This window comes from Pseudomonas sp. MS646, from assembly GCF_036693845.1.
GTDB lineage: Bacteria > Pseudomonadota > Gammaproteobacteria > Pseudomonadales > Pseudomonadaceae > Aquipseudomonas > Aquipseudomonas chlororaphis_E.
This window is the reverse complement of sequence record NZ_CP144763.1, coordinates 2,079,186-2,100,157: the sequence shown is the minus strand read 5'-3', so window position 1 is coordinate 2,100,157 and position 20,972 is coordinate 2,079,186. Positions and strand designations below refer to the sequence as shown.

Genomic DNA, 20,972 nt, shown 5'->3' with positions numbered 1-20,972 from the left:
ACCCCTTCTAGACCGCCCAGCAGAGCGGATTTTGTTTGGTAGGCGCGATTGGACTCGAACCAACGACCCCCACCATGTCAAGGTGGTGCTCTAACCAACTGAGCTACGTGCCTGCTGTGAGGCGGCATTCTACGGAATTCCAAAGGGGTGTCAACACCTTTTTTTCACCTAACCCTATGAATATGCAAAATATTTAATTTCGCCCACGCGACGAAGATATTGCAGTGGCTGGCGGCCGATTTTTATCTCGGGTAGGATCGGCGCATTCGTAAAAAATATAAAACAGAGGTTGCAGAATGGCGAACACATCCTACCCAGCGTCCTATTATGCTGCGTCGGCCAACCCGGCTCCGTCGCGCCCAGCCCTGCAGGGTGAGGTCGAGACGGATGTGTGTGTAATCGGTGCGGGGTACACCGGCCTGTCCTCTGCGCTGTTCCTGCTGGAAAACGGCTTCAAGGTCACCGTCCTTGAAGCGGCCAAGGTGGGCTTCGGTGCGTCGGGTCGCAACGGTGGGCAGATCGTCAACAGTTATAGCCGTGACATCGATGTGATCGAACGCAGCGTCGGCCCTCAACAGGCGCAATTGCTGGGCAATATGGCGTTCGAGGGCGGACGGATCATTCGGGAACGAGTGGCCAAGTATCAGATTCAGTGCGATTTGAAGGACGGTGGCGTGTTTGCCGCCCTGACCGCCAAGCAGATGGGCCACCTGGAGTCGCAGAAGCGCTTATGGGAGCGTTTCGGGCATACCCAGCTGGAGTTGCTGGACCAGCGTCGCATTCGCGAGGTGGTGGCTTGTGAGGAGTATGTTGGCGGCATGCTGGACATGAGCGGCGGGCATATCCATCCACTGAACCTGGCCTTGGGTGAAGCAGCGGCCGTCGAGTCGCTCGGCGGGGTCATCCATGAGCAGTCACCTGCAGTGCGTATCGAGCGCGGCGCCAGTCCCGTCGTGCATACGCCTCAGGGTAAGGTCAGGGCCAAGTTCATCATCGTGGCCGGCAATGCTTACCTGGGCAACCTGGTGCCGGAACTGGCTGCCAAATCCATGCCGTGCGGCACCCAGGTGATCGCGACCGAGCCACTGGGGGACGAGTTGGCCCACAGTCTGTTGCCGCAGGATTACTGTGTCGAGGACTGCAATTACCTGCTCGACTACTACCGACTGACCGGCGACAAGCGCCTGATCTTCGGGGGTGGCGTGGTGTACGGCGCCAGGGACCCGGCGAACATCGAGGCCATCATCCGACCGAAAATGCTCAAGGCGTTTCCTCAGCTCAAACAGGTGAAGATCGACTACGCCTGGACCGGAAACTTCCTACTGACGTTGTCGCGTCTTCCTCAGGTCGGGCGCCTGGGGGACAACATCTACTATTCCCAGGGCTGCAGTGGCCATGGCGTGACGTACACGCACCTGGCAGGCAAGGTCCTGGCCGAGGCGCTACGTGGTCAGGCTGAGCGTTTTGATGCGTTTGCCGACCTGCCCCACTACCCGTTCCCCGGCGGCCAACTGCTGCGTACGCCGTTTGCGGCGATGGGTGCATGGTATTACGGGCTGCGGGATAGACTTGGGTTCTGAGGCCAGCGCCCTAGCGTTCGCAGGACCACAGAAGGGCTGCCAAGCAGCCCGCCGGGCACGGCAAGCAAAAAGCCGAATGACAGAAACAAAAAACCCCGGTCTTTCGACCAGGGTTTTTGCTATCGATCAGAAGAGGCGCTTGGCGCTCTTCCTGGCTTCAAGGCGTTCAGTGGGCCTCGAAGCAGATATGGCGCAGCGGACGGGACTCGAACCCGCGACCCCCGGCGTGACAGGCCGGTATTCTAACCGACTGAACTACCGCTGCGTATCGCTGTGGACTTGCGTCCAGTTAACTCGTCTGACCAGCCCCTTGGGATTGATCTCGAACCAGGCGAACCTGCTTCGGAAAATATGGCGCAGCGGACGGGACTCGAACCCGCGACCCCCGGCGTGACAGGCCGGTATTCTAACCGACTGAACTACCGCTGCGCGTCGGTGGAGGCTTTTGACAGCTTCCATCTTGCTTTCGCAAGACTCTCTTGAAACATGGTGGGTGATGACGGGATCGAACCGCCGACATTCTGCTTGTAAGGCAGACGCTCTCCCGGCTGAGCTAATCACCCTTTGCTTTGCTGAGGCCGCGAAATTTACGCAGGTACCGAAGCTAAGTCAATAGCAGGGTTGAAGTTTTTTCAAAACAGTTTCAAGCGCCGCGCGCCCATGGACTTATTTGTAAATCATCTTCTTGGTCATGCCGCCGTCCACCACGAACTCCTGGCCCGTGACAAAACCGGCATTGCGCGACAACAGCCATGCCACCATCGCCGCCACGTCCTCCACGGTCCCTACCCTGCCCGCCGGATGTTGGGCGTGATCGGAATCGGTGAGTGGCTCTGCACGGCGCTGCGAAGGGTCGCGCGCATCGATCCAGCCAGGACTGACGGCATTGACGCGGATCTCCGGCCCGAGGCTGATTGCCAGGGCATGGGTCAGGGCCAGCAGGCCGCCCTTGCTTGCCGCATAGGCTTCGGTGTCCGGCTCCGATTGTGCGGCGCGGGTCGAGGCCAGGTTGACGATCGCGCCGTTGTGGGCACGCAGGTACGGCGCACAATGCTTGGCCAGCAGCATCGGCCCACCCAGGTTCACCGCCAGGACCCGATTCCAGTAGGCCAGGTCCAGGCTTTCCAGGGTGATGTTGTGCGGGTCGGCAATGGCCGCATTGCACACCAGCGCGTCGAGACGGCCGAACTGGCCAAGCACCTCGGCGATACCGGTGGCGACCTGCGCCTCGTCCGCCACGTCCATGGCGATGAACCAGGCGTTGTCGCCCAGGGTCTTCGCAACCTTGGAACCGCGCTCTCGATCCAGGTCGGTCAACACCACTTGCCAGCCTTCGCAAATTAACCAGGCAGCAATGCCCAGGCCGATGCCCCGCGCGGCCCCCGTGACCAGTGCAACCCGGCCGTGAGTGCCGCCCGGCGGCGTTGCCAACTCGATCACAAGGCCGCCAACCCGCGACCCAGGTCGGCTTGCAGGTCGGCCACGTCTTCAAGGCCGACCGCAACGCGAATCAGGCTGTCACGAATACCCGCCGCTTCACGCTCCTGGGGCGACAGGCGACCGTGGGACGTGGTGCTCGGGTGCGTAATGGTGGTCTTGCTATCGCCCAGGTTGGCGGTGATGGAAATCAACCGGGTCGCGTCGATGAAGCGCCAGGCGCCCTCCTTGCCCCCCTTGACCTCGAAACTCACCACTGCACCAAAGCCGCGCTGCTGGCGCTGGGCCAGGTCATGCTGCGGATGGCTCTTGAGACCGGCGTAATGGACCTTCTCGATGCCGTCCTGCTGCTCCAGCCATTCGGCCAGGGCCTGGGCGTTGGCACAGTGCGCCTTCATGCGCAGGCCCAGGGTTTCCAGGCCCTTGAGGAAGATCCAGGCGTTGAACGGACTGAGGGTCGGCCCGGCAGTGCGCAGGAACCCCACCACTTCCTTCATCTGCTCGCCGCGACCGGCCACCACGCCACCCATGCATCGGCCCTGGCCGTCGATGAACTTGGTCGCCGAATGCACCACCACGTCAGCCCCCAGTTTCAGCGGCTGTTGCAGCGCCGGGGTGCAGAAGCAGTTGTCGACCACCAGCATGGCGCCCTTGGCATGGGCGACTTCCGCCAGCGCGGCAATGTCCACCAGCTCGGCCAAGGGGTTGGAGGGCGATTCAACGAACAACAGCTTGGTGTTGGGCTTGATCGCCGCGTCCCAGCCGGACAGGTCCGCCAGGGGCACGTAGTCGACTTCCACGCCAAAGCGCTTGAAGTATTTTTCGAACAGACTGATGGTCGAGCCGAAGACACTGCGCGAAACCAAGACATGGTCGCCGGCGCTGCACAGGCTCATCACTACAGCCATGATCGCCGCCATGCCGGTAGCGGTAGCGACCGCTTGCTCGGCGCCTTCCAGGGCGGCAATGCGCTCTTCGAAAGCGCGCACGGTCGGGTTGGTGTAGCGCGAGTAGACGTTGCCTGGCACCTCGCCGGCAAACCGCGCTGCCGCATCGGCGGCCGTGCGGAATACGTAGCTGGAGGTAAAGAACATCGGATCGCCATGTTCGGCTTCCGGTGTGCGGTGCTGACCCGCGCGCACCGCCAGGGTGTCGAACGCTACGCCCTCAAGGTCGCTGTCCAGCCGACCGGCATCCCAATCCTGACTCATGCTGCCACTCCTTCAAATCGCAAACCGGCCCCTCGGGGCCGGTTCGTCACTCAGTTGTTGTACAGATCGATGATCGCACTGACCGCCTGGGTCTTGGCCTTGGACGCATCGTTACGCGCGTGCTCGATCCGGTTTAGGTAGGCCTCGTCGATGTCGCCGGTGACGTACTTGCCGTCGAACACCGCGCAATCGAACTGCTCGATCTTGATCTTGCCGCCGCCCACCGCTTCGATCAGGTCCGGCAGGTCCTGGTAGATCAACCAGTCGGCGCCGATCAGGTCGGCCACGTCCTGGGTGCTGCGGTTATGCGCGATCAGTTCATGGGCACTCGGCATGTCGATGCCGTAGACGTTCGGGTAGCGTACGGCCGGTGCAGCCGAGCAGAAATACACGTTCTTGGCGCCAGCTTCACGGGCCATCTGGATGATCTGCTTGCACGTGGTACCGCGCACGATGGAGTCATCCACCAGCATCACGTTCTTGCCGCGGAACTCCAGCTCGATGGCGTTGAGCTTCTGACGTACGGATTTTTTCCGCGCAGCCTGGCCCGGCATGATGAAGGTACGGCCGATGTAGCGGTTCTTCACGAAGCCTTCGCGGAACTTGACGCCCAGGTGGTTCGCCAACTCCAGGGCCGCCGTGCGGCTGGTGTCCGGGATCGGGATGACCACGTCGATGTCATGGTCCGGGCGCTCGCGCAGGATCTTCTCGGCCAGCTTTTCGCCCATGCGCAGGCGGGCCTTGTAGACAGAGATGCCGTCGATGATCGAGTCCGGGCGCGCCAGGTAGACGTGCTCGAAGATGCAGGGGGTCAGGCTCGGGTTGGTCGCGCATTGGCGGGTGTGCAGCTTGCCGTCTTCAGTGATGTAGACCGCTTCGCCTGGGGCCAAGTCGCGAATCAGGGTGAAACCGAGCACGTCCAGGGACACGCTTTCGGAGGCGATCATGTACTCGACGCCTTCGTCGGTGTGACGCTGGCCGAACACGATCGGACGAATGCCGTGGGGATCGCGGAAGCCGACGATACCGTAGCCGGTGATCATCGCCACCACCGAGTAGCCGCCGACGCAACGGTTATGCACGTCGGTCACCGCCGCGAACACATCTTCCTCGGTAGGCTGCAGCTTGCCGCGCTGGGCCAGCTCATGGGCGAACACGTTGAGCATCACTTCCGAGTCGGAACTGGTGTTGACGTGGCGCAGGTCCGATTCGTAGATTTCCTTGGCCAGCTGCTCGACGTTGGTCAAGTTGCCGTTGTGCGCCAGGGTGATGCCGTATGGCGAGTTGACGTAGAACGGCTGGGCCTCAGCCGACGTCGAGCTGCCCGCCGTCGGATAGCGCACGTGGCCGATACCCATGTGGCCGACCAGGCGCTGCATGTGACGCTGGTGGAACACGTCACGCACCAGGCCGTTGTCCTTGCGCAGGAATAACCGGCCGTCATGGCTGGTCACGATACCGGCAGCGTCCTGGCCGCGGTGCTGGAGCACGGTTAGCGCGTCATACAGCGCCTGATTGACGTTCGACTTACCGACGATACCGACGATGCCACACATGCGACGCAACCCCTACTTAATGGATCTGAACTGAACAGCACTCACTGCGGCGTTTTGGCCATCGGCAAGAGCTGCTCCTTGAACGGTATTTCAGCGGGTACGCTGATACCGCTGGCAAGCCACTGACTGCTCCAACCCAGAATCAGGTTTTTAGACCAGTCTGCGACCAATAGAAATTGTGGCACGAGCCGGGACTCCTGCCACCACGTATCCTGCTGCACCGGCCCCAGGCTCAGGAGCCCGACGGCCACGACCACCAGCAACGCGCCACGCGCCGCGCCGAAGGCCATGCCCAGGAACCGGTCCGTCCCGGAAAGCCCGGTGACGCGAATCAGTTCGCCGATCAGATAATTGATCATTGCGCCGACCAGCAAGGTGGCGATAAACAAGATGGCACAGCCCGCGATCACGCGAGCCGACGGGGTTTCGATGTATCCGGCGAGGTACTGGGACAGCGAGCCACCAAACATCCAGGCCACGACTCCCGCGATGATCCAGGTCAGCAGCGAGAGGGCTTCCTTGACGAAGCCTCGGCTCAGACTGATCAAAGCGGAGATGGCGACGATCGCAACGATCGCCCAGTCAACCCAGGTAAATGGCACGGTGCAGCCTGCAGACGGATAAGGCGGCGCATTTTAGCAGAGCCCAGGGCTGTCGGTAAGCTGCGTGATTCAAATCAGCTAAATCGCCGGTCAACCACGCTCTGGCTGGAAACGTACCACGAAACCCTTGAGGTTCTGCTGGCGCCCGAGCAGGTCACGCAGGCGATCGGCCTCGGCGCGCTCGATCAACGGCCCGACAAATACCCGGTTCTTGCCATCGGCGGAGCGGATATAAGCGTTGTAGCCCTGGCTGCGCAGGTTTTTCTGCAAGCTTTCAGCACTTTCGCGACTGGTCAGGCTGGCCAGTTGCACCGACCAACTGACCGACAGGCCGTTGGCATCCACACGGCTTTGCGTGGTGTCCGGCTTGGCGGGTGCGGCGGTAATCGGCTGGGTCGGGGCCGGCTTGACGGCAGGCGCCGCCGGAGCAGGCGTCGGCGCGACGACCGGTTTGCTCGGCGCTGGCGCAGCGGGTGCGGGTGCGATAGGCGTCGACGGCGCAGCTGGCTGCTGCGCCAGCTCCTCGTCACTCGGTACAGGTTCCTGGGGCAGTGCCTGTGGTTCAGGCACCGCCACCGGCTCTACCTGCACGGGCGGCACGGCAGGCGCCTGGGGCGCAGCCGGCGCATCCACCGTGATCTGGCGCTGCTCGTCCTGGCGGGAAAACAGCATCGGCAGGAAAATCACCGCCAGGGCCACCAACACCAGGGCACCGACCATGCGCTGCTTGTACGCCTTATCCAGCATTGCCATCTGCCGCGTCCTCCGTGGAGCGCCGGGCCAGCCATTGAAGGGCCTCGGCAACACAAAAAAATGATCCGAACAACAGGATCTCGTCATCGGCCGTCGCCGCGGCGCACTGCCCTTCCAGCGCGGCGGCCACACTGCCATAGCTTTGTACAGCAGCACCGTGACGCTGCAAAGTGGCCTGCAACTCGGTCGCCGGACGCGAACGCGGCGAGTCCAGCGGCGTTACCGCCCATTGCTGGACACTAGCACCCAACGCCTCGACAACGCCATCCAGGTCTTTGTCGGACAGCAGTCCGAATACCGCCAGGCGCCGCCCCACGACCGGCCGCCGGGCCAGACGCTCGGCCAGGTACTGCGCGGCATGGGGATTGTGCCCGACATCCAGCAACAGGTTCAGGCGCTTGCCCTGCCACTCGAACTGGCGACGATCCAACCGCCCGACGACGCGCGTTGCCTGCAACGCCTCGGCAATCTGCCCCGCCTCCCACGGCAAGCCGAGCAGCAAGTAGGCCTGAAGCGCCAGCGCGGCGTTTTCCATCGGCAGATCCAGCAGCGGCAGGTCACGCAGTTCCACTGGCTGGCCCTGGGCATCGCTGCCGCGCCATTGCCAGTGCTGCTCGGTCATTGCCAGGTCAAAATCCCGCCCACGCAGGAAGAATGGGCAGCCCAGCTCGCGGACCTTGTCCAGCAGCGGTTGAGGCGGATCGAGGTCGCCGCAGAGCGCAGGTGCGCCCTGGCGAAAGATACCGGCCTTCTCGAACGCCACGGATTCGCGGGTATCGCCCAGGTAATCGGCATGGTCCACGCCGATGCTGGTGACCAAGGCGATGTCGGCGTCCACCAGGTTGACCGCATCCAGGCGCCCGCCCAGGCCGACTTCCAGCACCACGGCATCGAGGCCTGCCCGAGCGAACAGCCAGAACGCCGCCAGGGTGCCCATTTCGAAATAGGTCAGGGAAGTCTCGCCCCGCCCGGTTTCCACCGCGGCAAAGGCTTCGCACAGTTGGGCGTCAGTGGCCTCGACGCCGTTGACCTGCACCCGCTCGTTGTAGCGCAGCAGGTGCGGCGAACTGTAGACACCGACGTTCAACCCCTGGGCCCGCAGCAGCGAGGCCAGGAAGGCGCAGGTCGAACCCTTGCCGTTGGTGCCGGTAACGGTGATGACCCGGGGCGCCGGCTTGGCCAGTCCCATGCGGGACGCTACCGCTTGCGAGCGCTCCAGCCCCATGTCGATGGCCGACGGATGCAACTGCTCGAGGTAGGCAAGCCAGTCGCCCAGGGTACGTTGGGTCATAGGCCTGCAGGCACCGGCGGAACCACGATCGGCTCGACGGGAGCGGCGACGAACTTCGGCGTCGGCAGCCCCATCAGTTGCGCCAGCAGGTTGCCCAGGCGCGGACGCAGTTCCTGGCGATGGATGATCATGTCGATGGCACCGTGCTCCAGCAGGAATTCGCTGCGTTGGAAGCCTTCGGGCAGTTTTTCACGCACGGTCTGCTCGATCACGCGTGGGCCGGCAAAGCCGATCAGCGCCTTAGGCTCGCCGACGATCACGTCGCCCAGCATGGCCAGGCTGGCGGAGACACCGCCGTAGACCGGGTCGGTCAGCACCGAGATGAATGGAATGCCTTCTTCACGCAAGCGTGCCAGCACCGCGGAGGTCTTGGCCATCTGCATCAGGGAAATCAGCGCTTCCTGCATCCGCGCACCGCCGGAGGCGGCGAAGCAGATCATCGGGCAACGGTTTTCCAGGGCATGGTTGGCGGCACGAACGAAACGCTCGCCAACGATGGCACCCATGGAACCGCCCATGAAGGAGAACTCGAACGCCGAGACCACCACCGGCATGCCCAGCAAAGTGCCGCTCATGGACACCAGGGCGTCTTTTTCGCCGGTCTGCTTCTGGGCAGCGGTCAGGCGGTCCTTGTACTTCTTGCCGTCGCGGAACTTCAGGCGGTCCACCGGCTCCAGGTCGGCGCCGAGCTCTTCACGGCCCTCGGCGTCCAGGAAGATATCGATACGGGCACGCGCACCAATGCGCATGTGGTGGTTGCACTTGGGGCACACGTCCAGGGTCTTTTCCAGCTCCGGGCGATACAACACCGCTTCGCAGGAAGGACATTTGTGCCACAGACCTTCAGGCACCGAGCTTTTCTTCACCTCGGAACGCATGATCGAAGGGATCAGTTTGTCTACTAACCAGTTGCTCATGCTTTCTTTCTCCAGTACCGGCGGCCCGAACGCTCTGGTTCGCGGCCCCGAGTATGCCCTTGAGCTAAATTCATTGTGCGGCGAGGGCCGAAGGGCCACCACGGTCAGCGCGAGACATGACCTGCGTGCAACCCAACCTTCCTCAGCCATCCCGGCAACCGCTTCATCGTGGTTGCCACTACGCTATCGGCCCACCCGGAGGCGGTGCCTGCCTGCTGTGTACAGTGCAGGTATGGACGGCGGCAGTCTGCCAGCCGTCACATTGGCGACTGGCTACTGCGTACAGCCGCCATGAACGCGCGAATCCTTGCCGGATCCTTGATCCCCTTGCCCTGCTCCACGCCGCCGCTCACATCGACCGCATACGGACGAACCTGGCGAATGGCCTCGGCCACATTCTCTGCCGTCAGGCCACCGGCCAGGATAATCGGCTTACTCAGCCCCTTGGGCACCAGTGACCAGTCGAACGCCTTGCCAGTACCCCCGGGAACGCCTTCCACGTAGGTGTCCAGCAAAATACCGCTGGCTCCGGCGAAGGTCTCGCATGCGGCGGCGATGTCATCGCCCGCCTTGACTCGCAACGCCTTGATGTACGGGCGGTGCCAGCCCTCGCAGTCCTCCGGGGTTTCGTCGCCATGGAACTGCAACAGCGCCAGCGGCACCGCATCGAGTATCTCGCCCAGCTCGCAACGACTGGCATTGACGAACAGCCCGACCGGGGTCACGAACGGCGGCAAGGCCTGGATGATTGCCCTCGCCTGCTGCACCGTCACCGCCCTCGGGCTCTTGGCGTAGAACACCAACCCGATGGCATCGGCTCCGGCCTCGACCGCCGCCAACGCGTCCTCGACGCGGGTGATCCCGCAAATCTTGCTGCGAACGGCCGACATGTCGTGAAAACTCCAAGGCAAATCCGTGAAAGTCCCGGATGGTAGCAAATGCTGCGAAAGGCGTCAGCCGTCGAGTTCCGAGAAGCCGGTGAGGAAATGTGGCCCGATGTAACGCTCGGGCAACTCGAATTCATCGCGGTATTCCACCTGCACCAGGTACAGGCCGAACGGATGCGCGGTCACCCCGCCGGAGCGGCGGATACGGCTGTCGAGCACTTCCTTGATCCACTCCACCGGGCGTTCGCCGGCGCCAATGGTCATCAGCACACCGGCAATGTTGCGCACCATGTGATGCAGGAATGCGCTGGCGCGGATGTCGAGCACGATCATCTTGCCGTGCCGCGTCACGCGCAGGTGATGCAGCTCCTTGATCGGCGACTTGGCCTGGCACTGGCCGGCGCGGAACGCGCTGAAATCATGCACACCGACCAGATACTGCGCCGCCTCGGCCATGCGCTCGACATCCAGTGGACGGTGGTTCCAGGTGATTTCTTCGTTCAGGTGCGCCGGGCGGATCTGATCGTTGTAGATCACATAGCGATAACGCCGGGCGATAGCCTTGAAGCGCGCGTGAAAGTGCGCCGGCATCACCTTGGCCCAACTGACGCTGACATCGTGCGGCAGGTTGATGTTGGCGCCCATCACCCAGGCCTTCATCGAGCGCTCGACCTGGGTGTCGAAATGCACCACTTGGCCGCAGGCGTGCACGCCCGCGTCGGTACGACCGGCACAATGCAGCGACACCGGCGAGTCGGCGACTTTGGACAGCGCATTCTCGAGGGTTTCCTGCACCGTCAGCACACCAGAAGCCTGGCGCTGCCAACCTCGATAACGCGAGCCTTTGTATTCAACGCCCAGGGCGATCCGGAAAAAGCCGTCGGCCGCCATTTCGGCGGCCGGATTGTCTATGTTTGCCAAGGAATTACAGCCTGCTGAGGGACGCAAAGGCGGGCATTATAAGGCCGATGGCTTGGGATGCCAGTCCGGCGGGTGATCTGTGTTGAATGGGCTGGCGCTATCGCGAGCACGCTTGCTCCCACAGGGGTTCAGATGGTTTTCAGACCAAGACAAGTCCTTGTGGCGAGGGAGCTTGCTCCCGCTCGAGTGCGCAGCGCTCGCAAAAGTGCTCGACGTGCCATGGAGAGGCCTGCTTCGCAGCCCAGCGGGAGCAAGCTCCCTCGCCACAAGAGCAGCGCAAATGACCCACAAACAAAAACGGCAGCCTCACCGGCTGCCGTTTTTGTATAACCACTGATTCACGCCAGCCGCGACAACATCTCCTGCGCTTCGCTCTTCTGCGTAGCATCGCCTTCGCTGAGGACTTCGCCGAGGATGTCGCGGGCGCCGTCGTTATCGCCCATGTCCATGTAGGCCTGGGCCAGGTCGAGCTTGGTCGCCACCTCGTCGGTGCCGCTGAGGAAGTCGAAATCCGGCTCGTCCTCGGCGCCGGCCAGCGCATCTTCGGCGGTGAAGGTTGGCTCGCTCAGGCTGTCCGACAGGCGGTCCAACTCGGCATTGACGTCGTCCAGCTCGGACTCGAAGGCATCCTTCGGCGCGCCAGGGACATCCATTTCGTCAGCCAGGGACAGGTCGAAATCCGCGGGCAGCTCGAGATCGTCGGACGGAGTGTCGAGCAACGCAGGCGCATCGGCCGGCGGCAAGTCGAAGCCCTTGAGGTCGTCGCCCAGGTCCAGCAGGAAGTCCTCGTCATCGAGGGCTGCGGTCGGGGCCGGGGTATCGGCGCCCAGGTCCAGGTCGAACTCGGACAGGTCATCGAGGCTCTGGTTGGCTTCGGTCTGCTGCTTGAGCACCGACTCGAAGCTCAGGTCGTCGTCTTCCGGGAATGCATCCAGCTCGGCGATCGGCTCGGCGGCCGGTGGCACCGGCGTCGTTTCCAGGTCATCCAGGCTCAGGTCAAAGGCACTGTCCAGCTCCTCATCGGACAACGGCTTGTCTTCCAGCAGGTCCTTGACGTACTGCGCATCCAGCTCGGCGGCCAGTGCCGCCGCAGCCAGGCCGGCGCCGGTCGCCACGACCATGGCAGGGAAGCGGCTCTTGAGCTGCTCGACCTGGGCGTAGTTGTCGCCGTTGGCCACGAGCTGGCGCTCCTGGGCGACGAACGCATCACGATCGCCTTGCTGGCCGTAGACTTCCATGAGTTTCAGGCGCAGGTCACTGCGCTGGGGTTCGGCCTTGATGCCTTGTTCCAGCAGGTCGGCGGCCTGGTTCAGGCGACCGCGGTCGATGTGGGACTGGGCCAGGGGCAGCACGTCATCCGAAGGCTCGGCGGCCGGCGCCACCAAGGGTGCGGCGATCGGCGGCGTGACGATCACCGGGGCAACGAGCGGGGCCGGCTTGGGCACTGGCGCAGGCGCCGGTTTTGGCTCGAGTTTGACGCTGGGAGGTGGAACTTCAATGCCCTCGAAGCTGCTCGGGGGCAGATCGAGCTCCGGGGAGAAGTCGGCCTCCTCCTCGAGGGCTCGGGCCATGCGCAAATGTTTCTCGGCTTCCTGCTGGGCCTTGCGGCGGCGGGCGAGCAACAACAGCAGCAACAGCAGGATCAACACGCCGCCGCCCACCAGGCCCAGCAGGACCGGGTTGGTCAGCAGATCGTTGTACTTCTGCTCATTGGAAGCCGCCGGCGCTGGCTCGATCGGCGTGGCCGGCGGTGTCGCTTCCGGGGTGGCGGCCGGTGCGGGAGCAGCCTCGGGCGCGACAGTCGGAGCCTGCGCCCCCGGCGTTTGCGCAGCCGGTGCGGGGGTCAATTGCGCGGACATCGCCGGGGCCGCTTCACCCGCAGGCGGCACTGCGCCACCTTCGGCCTGCATCTTGGCCAGCTGATTGTTCTTCAACTCGATCAGGCGTTGCAGCTTGTCCAACTGGCTTTGCAGGTCGGCCATGCGGCTTTTCAGCTCTTCGTTGTCCCGGCGGGCCGAATCGAGGCTCTCCTGGGTCACCGCCAGCTTGTTGCTCAGCGCCTGGGCATCACCGGCAGCGCCCTTGCCCTTGCCGCCCGCCTTCGCCGACTCGGCCGACACCAGGCTCAGGTTATCGCGACCAGCGGTCTGGGCCGGCGCGCCTTCACCGCGGCCACGCCGGGTTGCATCCAGCTGTTGCTGGCCCGCACCCGCCACGCCACGCCGCCCCGAACGCCAGGCGGCGTTCTGCGCGGCGACTTCGGCAATGGCCTGGGGCTGCGGCAGCGCGGTGCTTTGCACCGAGTCCGGCAAGCGCAGCACCTGGCCGGTCTTGAGCAGGTTGATGTTGCCGTTGATGAATGCATTCGGATTCAACGCCTGGATCGCCAGCATGGTCTGCTGGACCGACCCGCCGTTGCGCACCTTGGCGGCGATTTCCCACAGGGTATCGCGCGGCGTGGTGGTGTACTGGGAAGGCTTGGTGGCACCGGTGACCGGCGTGGACACCACCTGAGGCGGTTTCGCCCGGGCAGCATCCGCCGCCTGCGGGGAGAACTTGGACGGGTCGAGCAGCACGCTGTAGTCGCGCAGCAGGCGACCGTTGGGCCACATCACCTGCACCAGGAACTTGACCATCGGCTCGGACAGCGGCCGGCTGGAGGTGACCCGCAAGACGCTCTTGCCATTGGCGTTGATCACCGGCGTGAAGCTCAGGTCGTTGAGGAAGGCTTGGCGGTCGACGCCGGCCTTGGCGAAGTCTTCGGGCGAGGCCAGGCTCGGCACGACTTCGGCGGCGGTCAACTGCTGGACGTCGAGCAGCTCGATCTCGGCGACCAGGGGCTGGTTCGGCGTCGACTTCAGGGTCAATTCCCCAAGCCCGAGCGCCTGCGCCATACCGGAGGACAGCGCCGAGGCGGCCGCTATTGCTAACACCAGTTTGCGAACTTGAACCATAGCCTCTTCCTTTGTTTGAACATTCCTCGGCCAGCGAGAAGGTATTGATGCCGCTGCCGTAAGGCATTGCGCGCAGCCCCGAAGCGACGGTGCGCGCGATCGTTTCACTCATGTCCCGGGAAGCCCCCGGAGGGAGGTTCGCCTTCAGCTCTCTGGCCAAGCATAGCGCCCAGCTAGAACCATTCGACAAATTGACGCCAAGTATCTTTTACAGCAAGTCTTTTATCAACAACTCAGCGACCTGCACCGCATTGAGCGCCGCGCCTTTGCGTACGTTATCTGACGTCAGCCACATATTTAGTTCAGCCGGATCGTCGATACCCAGTCGCACACGCCCGACGTAGACCTCATCCTGCCCCACCGCATCGCCCACCGGCGTCGGGTAGTCGCCCGCCTCCACGAGCTCGATACCCGGCGCAGCTTCGAGGGCCGCATTGACCTTCGCCAGGTCGACGGCATCGGCCGTCTGCACCGTCACGCTAAAGCTATCGCCAAAAAACACCGGCGCTTGAATGCAAGTACCGGAAATCTTTAACAAAGGTTGCTCCAGCACCTGGCGCAATTCGCGCACCAGGCGCTTTTCCAGCAGCGTATGACCCTGCTCGTCCGGCGTACCGACCTGGGCCAGCAGGTTGAACGCCATCTGCCGATCGAAAAAGGTCGGCTCCAACGGGCGGGCGTTGAGCAGTTCGGCGGTCTGGCGCGCCAACTCGTTCACGGCGACACGGCCCTGGGTGGACACGGCGAGGTGGGCGGTCACGCTGACGCGCTGCATCACCAGACACTCGCGCAGCGGCGCCAGCGCCATGGCCAGTACCGTGGCCGAAGCGCTCGGGCTGCTGACCTGGAAAGGTTTTGCCAGGCCGGCCAGCACCTGGGCGTTAGCTTGCGGCACGATCTGCGGCGCCTGCTCCGGCGGCAACGCACCGGACAGATCGACCAACGCACAGCCGGCCGCCGTGGCACGCGGGGCGAAACTCAGGGTCACCGCCGGGCCTGCGGCGAAAAACGCCAGTTGAACCTTGCTGAAATCAAATTCAGCGACCTCCCGCACCCGCACGTTCTTGCCACGAAACAGCACCGAGCTGCCGGCCGACTCGCTGCTGGCCAGCAAATGCAGGTTGCCGATCGGGAAATCGCGCTCTTCGAGAATCTGGACAAGGGTTTCGCCGACAGTACCGGTGGCGCCGATCACGGCAATATCAAAGGACTGGCTCATGGGTCTACCTCAGGTAACACGGGGGGAGCGGCACTTTACCGGGTGGTGGGTATGCAGGCAATTGGCTGGGGGACTTGCAGTGCCTGGACTGGCCTCCTCGCGAGCAAGCTCGCTCCCACATGGGATTTCGCGGCGAACAAAGAACCTGTGGGAGCGGGCTTGCTCGCGAAGACGGGGGCACATTCAACGCAGGTGCAAACTGACATACCGCTTTCGCGAGCAAGCCCGCTCCCACAAGGACGCGTTTATCTGTAACCATAAAAAAACCCGCACCTTTCACAAGGCACGGGTTCTTTCACAGCCACATCGAATCAACGCTCGAGCAGGATCCGCAGCATGCGGCGCAGCGGCTCGGCCGCACCCCACAGCAACTGGTCGCCGACGGTGAAGGCACCGACGAATTGCGAACCCATGTTCAGCTTGCGCAGACGCCCCACTGGCACGTTCAGGGTGCCGGTGACCTTGGTTGGGCTCAGCTCCTGCATGCTGATGTCGCGGTTGTTCGGCACCAGCTTGACCCATGGGTTGTGCTGGCTGATCAGCCCTTCGATGTCGGCGATCGGGACGTCTTTGTTCAGCTTGATGGTCAGCGCCTGGCTGTGGCAGCGCATGGCACCGATGCGCACACAGATGCCGTCCACCGGGATCGGGCTCTTGAAGCGGCCCAGGATCTTGTTGGTTTCAGCCTGGGCCTTCCACTCTTCGCGGCTCTGGCCGTTAGGCAGTTCCTTGTCGATCCACGGGATCAGGCTGCCGGCCAGCGGCACGCCGAAGTTCTCGGTCGGATAGGCATCGCTGCGCATCGCCTCGGCCACCTTGCGGTCGATGTCCAGGATGGCGCTGGCCGGGTTGGCCAGGTCATCGGCGACGGCGGCGTGGGTCGCGCCCATCTGCTTGATCAGCTCGCGCATGTTCTGCGCACCGGCACCGGACGCCGCCTGGTAGGTCATGGCGCTCATCCACTCCACCAGGCCGGCCTCGAACAGGCCGCCCAGGCCCATCAGCATCAGGCTGACGGTGCAGTTGCCGCCGATGTAGTTCTTGGTGCCCGCATCCAACTGCTGGTCGATGACCTTGCGGTTCACCGGATCGAGAATGATCACCGCGTCGTCCTGCATGCGCAGGCTGGAAGCGGCGTCGATCCAGTAACCCTGCCAGCCGGCTTCACGCAGCTTGGGGAAGACTTCGCTGGTGTAGTCGCCGCCCTGGCAGGTCAGGATCACGTCGAGGGTCTTGAGCTCTTCGATGCTGTAGGCATCCTTGAGCGCGCCGGTATCCTTGCCCACGGACGGGCCCTGGCCACCTACGTTGGAGGTGGTGAAAAACACCGGCTCAATGAGATCGAAATCCTGCTCTTCCAGCATTCGCTGCATGAGCACGGAACCGACCATGCCGCGCCAACCGATCAGACCTACACGTTTCATCGCAACTACACCTATACAAAAGTGGGCCACCGTCGAAGCAGTGGGCCCGAAAGATTACAGATTCCGCAGCGCGGCGACTACTGCATCGCCCATTTGCTGCGTACCGACTTTGGTACAACCGGCCGACCAGATATCGCCTGTGCGCAAGCCCTGGTCCAACACCACGCTGACCGCCTGCTCGATGGCGTCGGCCGCGTCACTGCGGTTGAAGCTGTAGCGCAGCATCATCGACACCGACAGGATGGTCGCCAACGGGTTGGCGATGCCCTGCCCGGCGATGTCCGGCGCCGAACCGTGGCATGGCTCGTACATCCCCTTGTTGTTGGCATCCAGGGACGCCGACGGCAACATGCCGATGGAACCGGTGAGCATCGACGCTTCGTCGGACAGGATGTCGCCGAACATGTTGTCGGTGACCATCACGTCGAACTGCTTCGGCGCACGCACCAGTTGCATGGCGGCGTTGTCGACGTACATGTGGCTCAGCTCGACGTCCGGGTAATCCTTGGCCACCTGCTCGACCACTTCGCGCCACAGTTGGCTGGACGCCAGCACGTTGGCCTTGTCCACCGAGCACAGCTTCTTGCCCCGCACGCGGGCCATGTCGAAACCGACCCGGGCGATGCGGCGGATTTCGCTTTCGCTGTACGGCAGGGTGTCGTAGGCCTGGCGTTCGCCATTATCCAGCTCACGGGTGCCACGGGGGGCGCCGAAGTAGATACCGCCGGTCAGCTCACGAACGATGAGGATGTCCAGGCCCGAGACAATTTCCGGCTTCAGGCTCGAAGCATCGGCCAGTTGCGGGTAGAGGATCGCCGGACGCAGGTTGCCGAACAGGCCCAGTTGCGCACGGATCTTCAGCAGGCCGCGCTCGGGGCGGATGTCACGCTCGATCTTGTCCCATTTCGGGCCGCCCACGGCGCCCAGCAGCACGGCATCGGCCGCACGGGCACGCTCCAGGGTTTCATCGGCCAGCGGCACGCCGTGCTTGTCGATGGCTGCGCCACCGATGACGTCGTGGCTGAGCTCGAAGCCCAGGTCGTACTTGTCGTTCGCCAACTCCAGGACCTTGACCGCCTCGGCCATGATTTCCGGGCCAATACCGTCGCCGGGGAGAATCAGAATCTGCTTGCTCATGCTTTCCTCGTTTGCTCTATCGGCACGCACCAGGTTCTAAACCCAGGTCGCACCAGGAAAAATGCTATCGCTCGGCCCACAGCACCAGTACATCTGTACTGAACGAACCATCGGCCTCAATCTCAAAATATTCACGCACTTCATCGCCCATCGCCCGCTGCAGCGCCAGAATCGCCCCGCGCATCACCTCGGGGGTGCGCATGCGCTCGACCCAGGACTGGTATTCCAACCGCAGGCGCTGGCGCGAAAGACTGCGGGTGTACAGCCCCGCCTCGCTGACCTGGCGCAACCACTCGTCAGCCGAATAGTCGCGCACATGGCTGGTGTCGCGCAGCACTTCGATGCTTTGCAGGTAAGTGTCCAGCAACGGTGTGCCCGGCGACAGGATATCGATGAACGCCATCACCCCACCCGGCTTGAGCACGCGGCGCACTTCGCGCAACGCCAGGCCCAGGTCGCTCCAATGATGCGCCGAATAGCGGCTGAACACGAAGTCGAACTCGCCATCAGCGAACGGCAGGCGCTCGGCGGCACCGCGCACCGTGGTGATGTTGTCCAGGCCACGGTCCGCAGCCGCCGTGGCCACGACATCGAGCATCTGCTGTGACAGGTCATAGGCCACCACTTCACCGGCCAGCGGCGCCACGTGGAAACTCACGTGGCCGGCACCGCATCCCAGGTCCAGCACACGCGCCTGCTCATGACCGGCCAGCTCCGCCTTCAGCAGCGCGAACTCGGCGCCCTGGGCGTGCACGGCACTGCTCAGGTAGGCCGAGGCCTGTTCACCGAATTGTTTCTGTACAACCTGACTGTGGGCGGTGCTGGTCATGGGCACTTCCTTTTTTGGGGTTAGCCTGGTGGTGTTTTTGCTGCCGTCTTCGAGGGCGAGCCCGCGCCCACACTGGATGTTCGCAAAACTTTGTGGGAGCGGGCTTGCCCGCGAAGAGGCCGGCCCTGCCTATTTAAAGCTCAAATCAATCAGGCATCGCGAAACAGCCAAGGCTGGCTCGCCCGGTGCCTGGCCTCGAACGCGGCAATCGCATCGCTGTCCTGCAGGGTCAGGCCGATGTCATCCAGGCCATTGAGCAGGCAATGCTTGCGGAAGGCATCGATCTCGAACCCCAGCACCTTGCCGTCGGGACGGGTGACGGTCTGGGCCGCCAGATCGATCTGCAACTGGTAACCCGGGTTGGCTTCGACCTGCTGGAACAGCTCGTCGACTTCAGCGTCGCTCAGGATGATCGGCAGCAAGCCATTCTTGAAGCTGTTGTTGAAGAAGATGTCGGCGTAGCTCGGCGCGATGATGCTACGGAAACCGTACTCTTCCAGGGCCCACGGCGCGTGCTCGCGGCTCGAACCGCAGCCGAAGTTCTCGCGGGCCAGCAACACGCTGGCGCCTTGGTAACGCTCGGCGTTGAGTACGAAATCCTTGTTCAGCGGGCGCTTGGAGTTGTCCTGGTACGGCTGGCCCACATCCAGGTAGCGCCACTCATCGAACAGGTTCGGGCCGAAACCGGTGCGCTTGATGGACTTCAAGAACTGTTTGGGAATGATCTGGTCGGTGTCGACGTTGGCACGATCCAAAGGCGCGACAAGACCGGTGTGCTGGGTAAAAGCTTTCATGCTGCGCTCCTTCAGATCAATTCGCGGACGTCGACGAAACGGCCGTTGACAGCCGCTGCCGCGGCCATGGCCGGGCTCACCAGGTGCGTACGGCCACCGGCGCCCTGACGGCCTTCGAAGTTACGGTTGGAGGTGGAAGCGCAATGCTCGCCCGACTCCAGGCGATCCGGGTTCATCGCCAGGCACATCGAGCACCCCGGCTCACGCCATTCGAAACCGGCCTCGATGAACACTTTGTCCAGCCCTTCCGCTTCAGCCTGGGCTTTCACCAGGCCCGAGCCTGGCACCACGATGGCCTGCTTGATGGTCGAAGCAACCTTGCGGCCCTTGGCGATCACCGCGGCAGCGCGCAGGTCTTCGATCCGCGAGTTGGTGCACGAGCCGATGAACACGCGGTCGAGCTGAATGTCGGTGATCGCCTGGTTGGCGCTCAGGCCCATGTATTTCAAGGCACGGACGATAGAGTCGCGCTTGACCAGGTCCATCTCCTTGGCCGGATCCGGGACGTTCTGGTCAACGGCCAGGACCATTTCCGGCGAAGTGCCCCAGCTGACCTGCGGTTTGATCTGGGCGGCGTCGAGTTCGACCACGGTGTCGAAGTGGGCGTCGGCGTCGGACACCAGGTCCTTCCAGGCTTCGACCGCCATGTCCCACTCCGCGCCTTTTGGCGAGAACGGACGACCCTTAACGTATTCCACGGTTTTTTCATCGGCCGCCACCAGGCCCACGCGGGCACCGGCCTCGATGGACATGTTGCAGATGGTCATGCGGCCTTCGACGGACAAGTCGCGAATCGCGCTGCCAGCGAACTCGATGGCATGGCCGTTGCCGCCGGCGGTGCCGATCTTGCCGATCACCGCCAGGACGATGTCCTTGGCAGTCACACCGAACGGCAGCTTGCCTTCGACGCGAACCAGCATGTTTTTCATTTTCTTGGCGACCAGGCACTGGGTGGCGAGCACGTGCTCGACCTCGGAAGTACCGATGCCATGGGCCAGGGCGCCGAATGCGCCGTGGGTGGAAGTGTGCGAGTCGCCGCAGACCACGGTCATGCCGGGCAAGGTCGCGCCCTGCTCCGGGCCGATGACGTGGACGATACCCTGGCGCACGTCATTCATCTTGAATTCGACGATGCCGTACTCGTCACAGTTATCGTCGAGGGTCTGGACCTGCAGGCGCGAGACCTGGTCGGCAATGGCCGCGATGCCGCCCTTGCGCTCGGGGGTGGTCGGTACGTTGTGGTCCGGGGTGGCGATGTTGGCGTCGATGCGCCACGGCTTGCGCCCAGCCAGGCGCAGGCCTTCGAAGGCTTGCGGCGACGTCACTTCGTGGATGATGTGACGATCGATATAGATCAGCGCCGAGCCATCGTCGCGCTGCTTGACCAAATGCGAATCCCAGAGCTTGTCGTAGAGCGTTTTGCCGGCCATCAGACGGTTCCTCATCAGCTTGTTTCTATG

General features: G+C 63.3%; 17 protein-coding genes and 4 tRNA genes. 1 reads left to right on the top strand and 20 read right to left on the bottom strand.

What is annotated here, in order from left to right:
- Positions 1 to 36 precede the first annotated feature (36 nt).
- Positions 37 to 113 (bottom strand) — tRNA-Val (locus V3H56_RS09300).
- A gap of 183 nt (positions 114 to 296) precedes the next feature.
- Here V3H56_RS09300 and V3H56_RS09295 point away from each other — a divergent pair.
- Positions 297 to 1,580 (top strand): FAD-binding oxidoreductase, encoded by a 1,284-nt coding sequence (locus tag V3H56_RS09295; RefSeq protein WP_042728276.1) that lies wholly within the window; start codon positions 297 to 299, stop codon positions 1,578 to 1,580.
- A 188-nt stretch (positions 1,581 to 1,768) separates the two neighbouring features.
- On the opposite strand, the gene V3H56_RS09290 is transcribed toward V3H56_RS09295, so the two are convergent.
- From V3H56_RS09290 to leuC, 19 genes are all read right to left on the bottom strand, one after another.
- Positions 1,769 to 1,845, bottom strand: a tRNA-Asp gene (locus V3H56_RS09290).
- 87 nt (positions 1,846 to 1,932) lie between these two features.
- Positions 1,933 to 2,009 (bottom strand) — tRNA-Asp (locus V3H56_RS09285).
- A gap of 58 nt (positions 2,010 to 2,067) precedes the next feature.
- A tRNA-Val gene (locus V3H56_RS09280) sits at positions 2,068 to 2,143 on the bottom strand.
- A 103-nt stretch (positions 2,144 to 2,246) separates the two neighbouring features.
- Positions 2,247 to 3,020, bottom strand: a complete 774-nt coding sequence (locus V3H56_RS09275) for an SDR family oxidoreductase (protein WP_042728275.1) — start codon at positions 3,018 to 3,020, stop codon at positions 2,247 to 2,249.
- Positions 3,017 to 4,228, bottom strand: a complete 1,212-nt coding sequence (locus V3H56_RS09270) for an O-succinylhomoserine sulfhydrylase (RefSeq protein ID WP_042728274.1) — start codon at positions 4,226 to 4,228, stop codon at positions 3,017 to 3,019. The genes V3H56_RS09275 and V3H56_RS09270 overlap by 4 nt, the downstream gene beginning before the upstream one ends.
- A gap of 50 nt (positions 4,229 to 4,278) precedes the next feature.
- Positions 4,279 to 5,784, bottom strand: coding sequence for an amidophosphoribosyltransferase (gene purF, locus V3H56_RS09265; RefSeq protein WP_042728273.1), 1,506 nt, complete (start codon positions 5,782 to 5,784; stop codon positions 4,279 to 4,281).
- Positions 5,785 to 5,825: 41 nt separating this feature from the next.
- Positions 5,826 to 6,386, bottom strand: a complete 561-nt coding sequence (locus V3H56_RS09260) for a CvpA family protein (protein WP_039593931.1) — start codon at positions 6,384 to 6,386, stop codon at positions 5,826 to 5,828.
- Between the two features lie 90 nt (positions 6,387 to 6,476).
- A complete protein-coding gene (locus tag V3H56_RS09255; RefSeq protein ID WP_047737333.1) occupies positions 6,477 to 7,139 on the bottom strand; it encodes an SPOR domain-containing protein in 663 nt (220 codons plus the stop codon).
- Positions 7,123 to 8,430: a bifunctional tetrahydrofolate synthase/dihydrofolate synthase gene (folC, locus tag V3H56_RS09250; RefSeq protein WP_042732640.1), complete on the bottom strand. Its 1,308-nt coding sequence runs from the start codon at positions 8,428 to 8,430 to the stop codon at positions 7,123 to 7,125. Before folC ends, V3H56_RS09255 begins: the two co-directional genes overlap by 17 nt.
- Positions 8,427 to 9,347: an acetyl-CoA carboxylase, carboxyltransferase subunit beta gene (gene accD, locus V3H56_RS09245; protein WP_042732641.1), complete on the bottom strand. Its 921-nt coding sequence runs from the start codon at positions 9,345 to 9,347 to the stop codon at positions 8,427 to 8,429. Before accD ends, folC begins: the two co-directional genes overlap by 4 nt.
- A 257-nt stretch (positions 9,348 to 9,604) precedes the next feature.
- Positions 9,605 to 10,237 carry a phosphoribosylanthranilate isomerase gene (locus V3H56_RS09240; RefSeq protein ID WP_042732642.1) on the bottom strand — a complete coding sequence of 211 codons (633 nt, stop codon included), beginning with the start codon at positions 10,235 to 10,237 and terminating at the stop codon, positions 9,605 to 9,607.
- Between the two features lie 63 nt (positions 10,238 to 10,300).
- Positions 10,301 to 11,125, bottom strand: coding sequence for a tRNA pseudouridine(38-40) synthase TruA (gene truA / locus V3H56_RS09235; RefSeq protein ID WP_003203852.1), 825 nt, complete (start codon positions 11,123 to 11,125; stop codon positions 10,301 to 10,303).
- 368 nt (positions 11,126 to 11,493) lie between these two features.
- A complete protein-coding gene (locus V3H56_RS09230) occupies positions 11,494 to 14,109 on the bottom strand; it encodes a FimV/HubP family polar landmark protein (protein ID WP_047737335.1) in 2,616 nt (871 codons plus the stop codon).
- Positions 14,110 to 14,317: 208 nt separating this feature from the next.
- Positions 14,318 to 15,328, bottom strand: coding sequence for an aspartate-semialdehyde dehydrogenase (locus V3H56_RS09225; RefSeq protein ID WP_042728367.1), 1,011 nt, complete (start codon positions 15,326 to 15,328; stop codon positions 14,318 to 14,320).
- A 311-nt stretch (positions 15,329 to 15,639) separates the two neighbouring features.
- A complete protein-coding gene (gene asd / locus V3H56_RS09220) occupies positions 15,640 to 16,752 on the bottom strand; it encodes an aspartate-semialdehyde dehydrogenase (RefSeq protein ID WP_042728366.1) in 1,113 nt (370 codons plus the stop codon).
- A gap of 54 nt (positions 16,753 to 16,806) precedes the next feature.
- Entirely contained in the window at positions 16,807 to 17,889 is a 1,083-nt protein-coding gene (gene leuB / locus V3H56_RS09215; RefSeq protein ID WP_042728365.1) for a 3-isopropylmalate dehydrogenase, read from the bottom strand.
- Between the two features lie 64 nt (positions 17,890 to 17,953).
- The gene (locus tag V3H56_RS09210) at positions 17,954 to 18,718 is read right to left on the bottom strand and encodes a class I SAM-dependent methyltransferase (protein ID WP_047737337.1); all 765 of its coding nucleotides are present in this window, start codon (positions 18,716 to 18,718) and stop codon (positions 17,954 to 17,956) included.
- Between the two features lie 149 nt (positions 18,719 to 18,867).
- On the bottom strand, positions 18,868 to 19,512 hold the full coding sequence (gene leuD, locus V3H56_RS09205) for a 3-isopropylmalate dehydratase small subunit (protein WP_042728363.1): 645 nt from the start codon (positions 19,510 to 19,512) through the stop codon (positions 18,868 to 18,870).
- A gap of 11 nt (positions 19,513 to 19,523) precedes the next feature.
- Positions 19,524 to 20,942, bottom strand: coding sequence for a 3-isopropylmalate dehydratase large subunit (leuC, locus tag V3H56_RS09200; protein WP_042728362.1), 1,419 nt, complete (start codon positions 20,940 to 20,942; stop codon positions 19,524 to 19,526).
- Positions 20,943 to 20,972 lie beyond the last annotated feature (30 nt).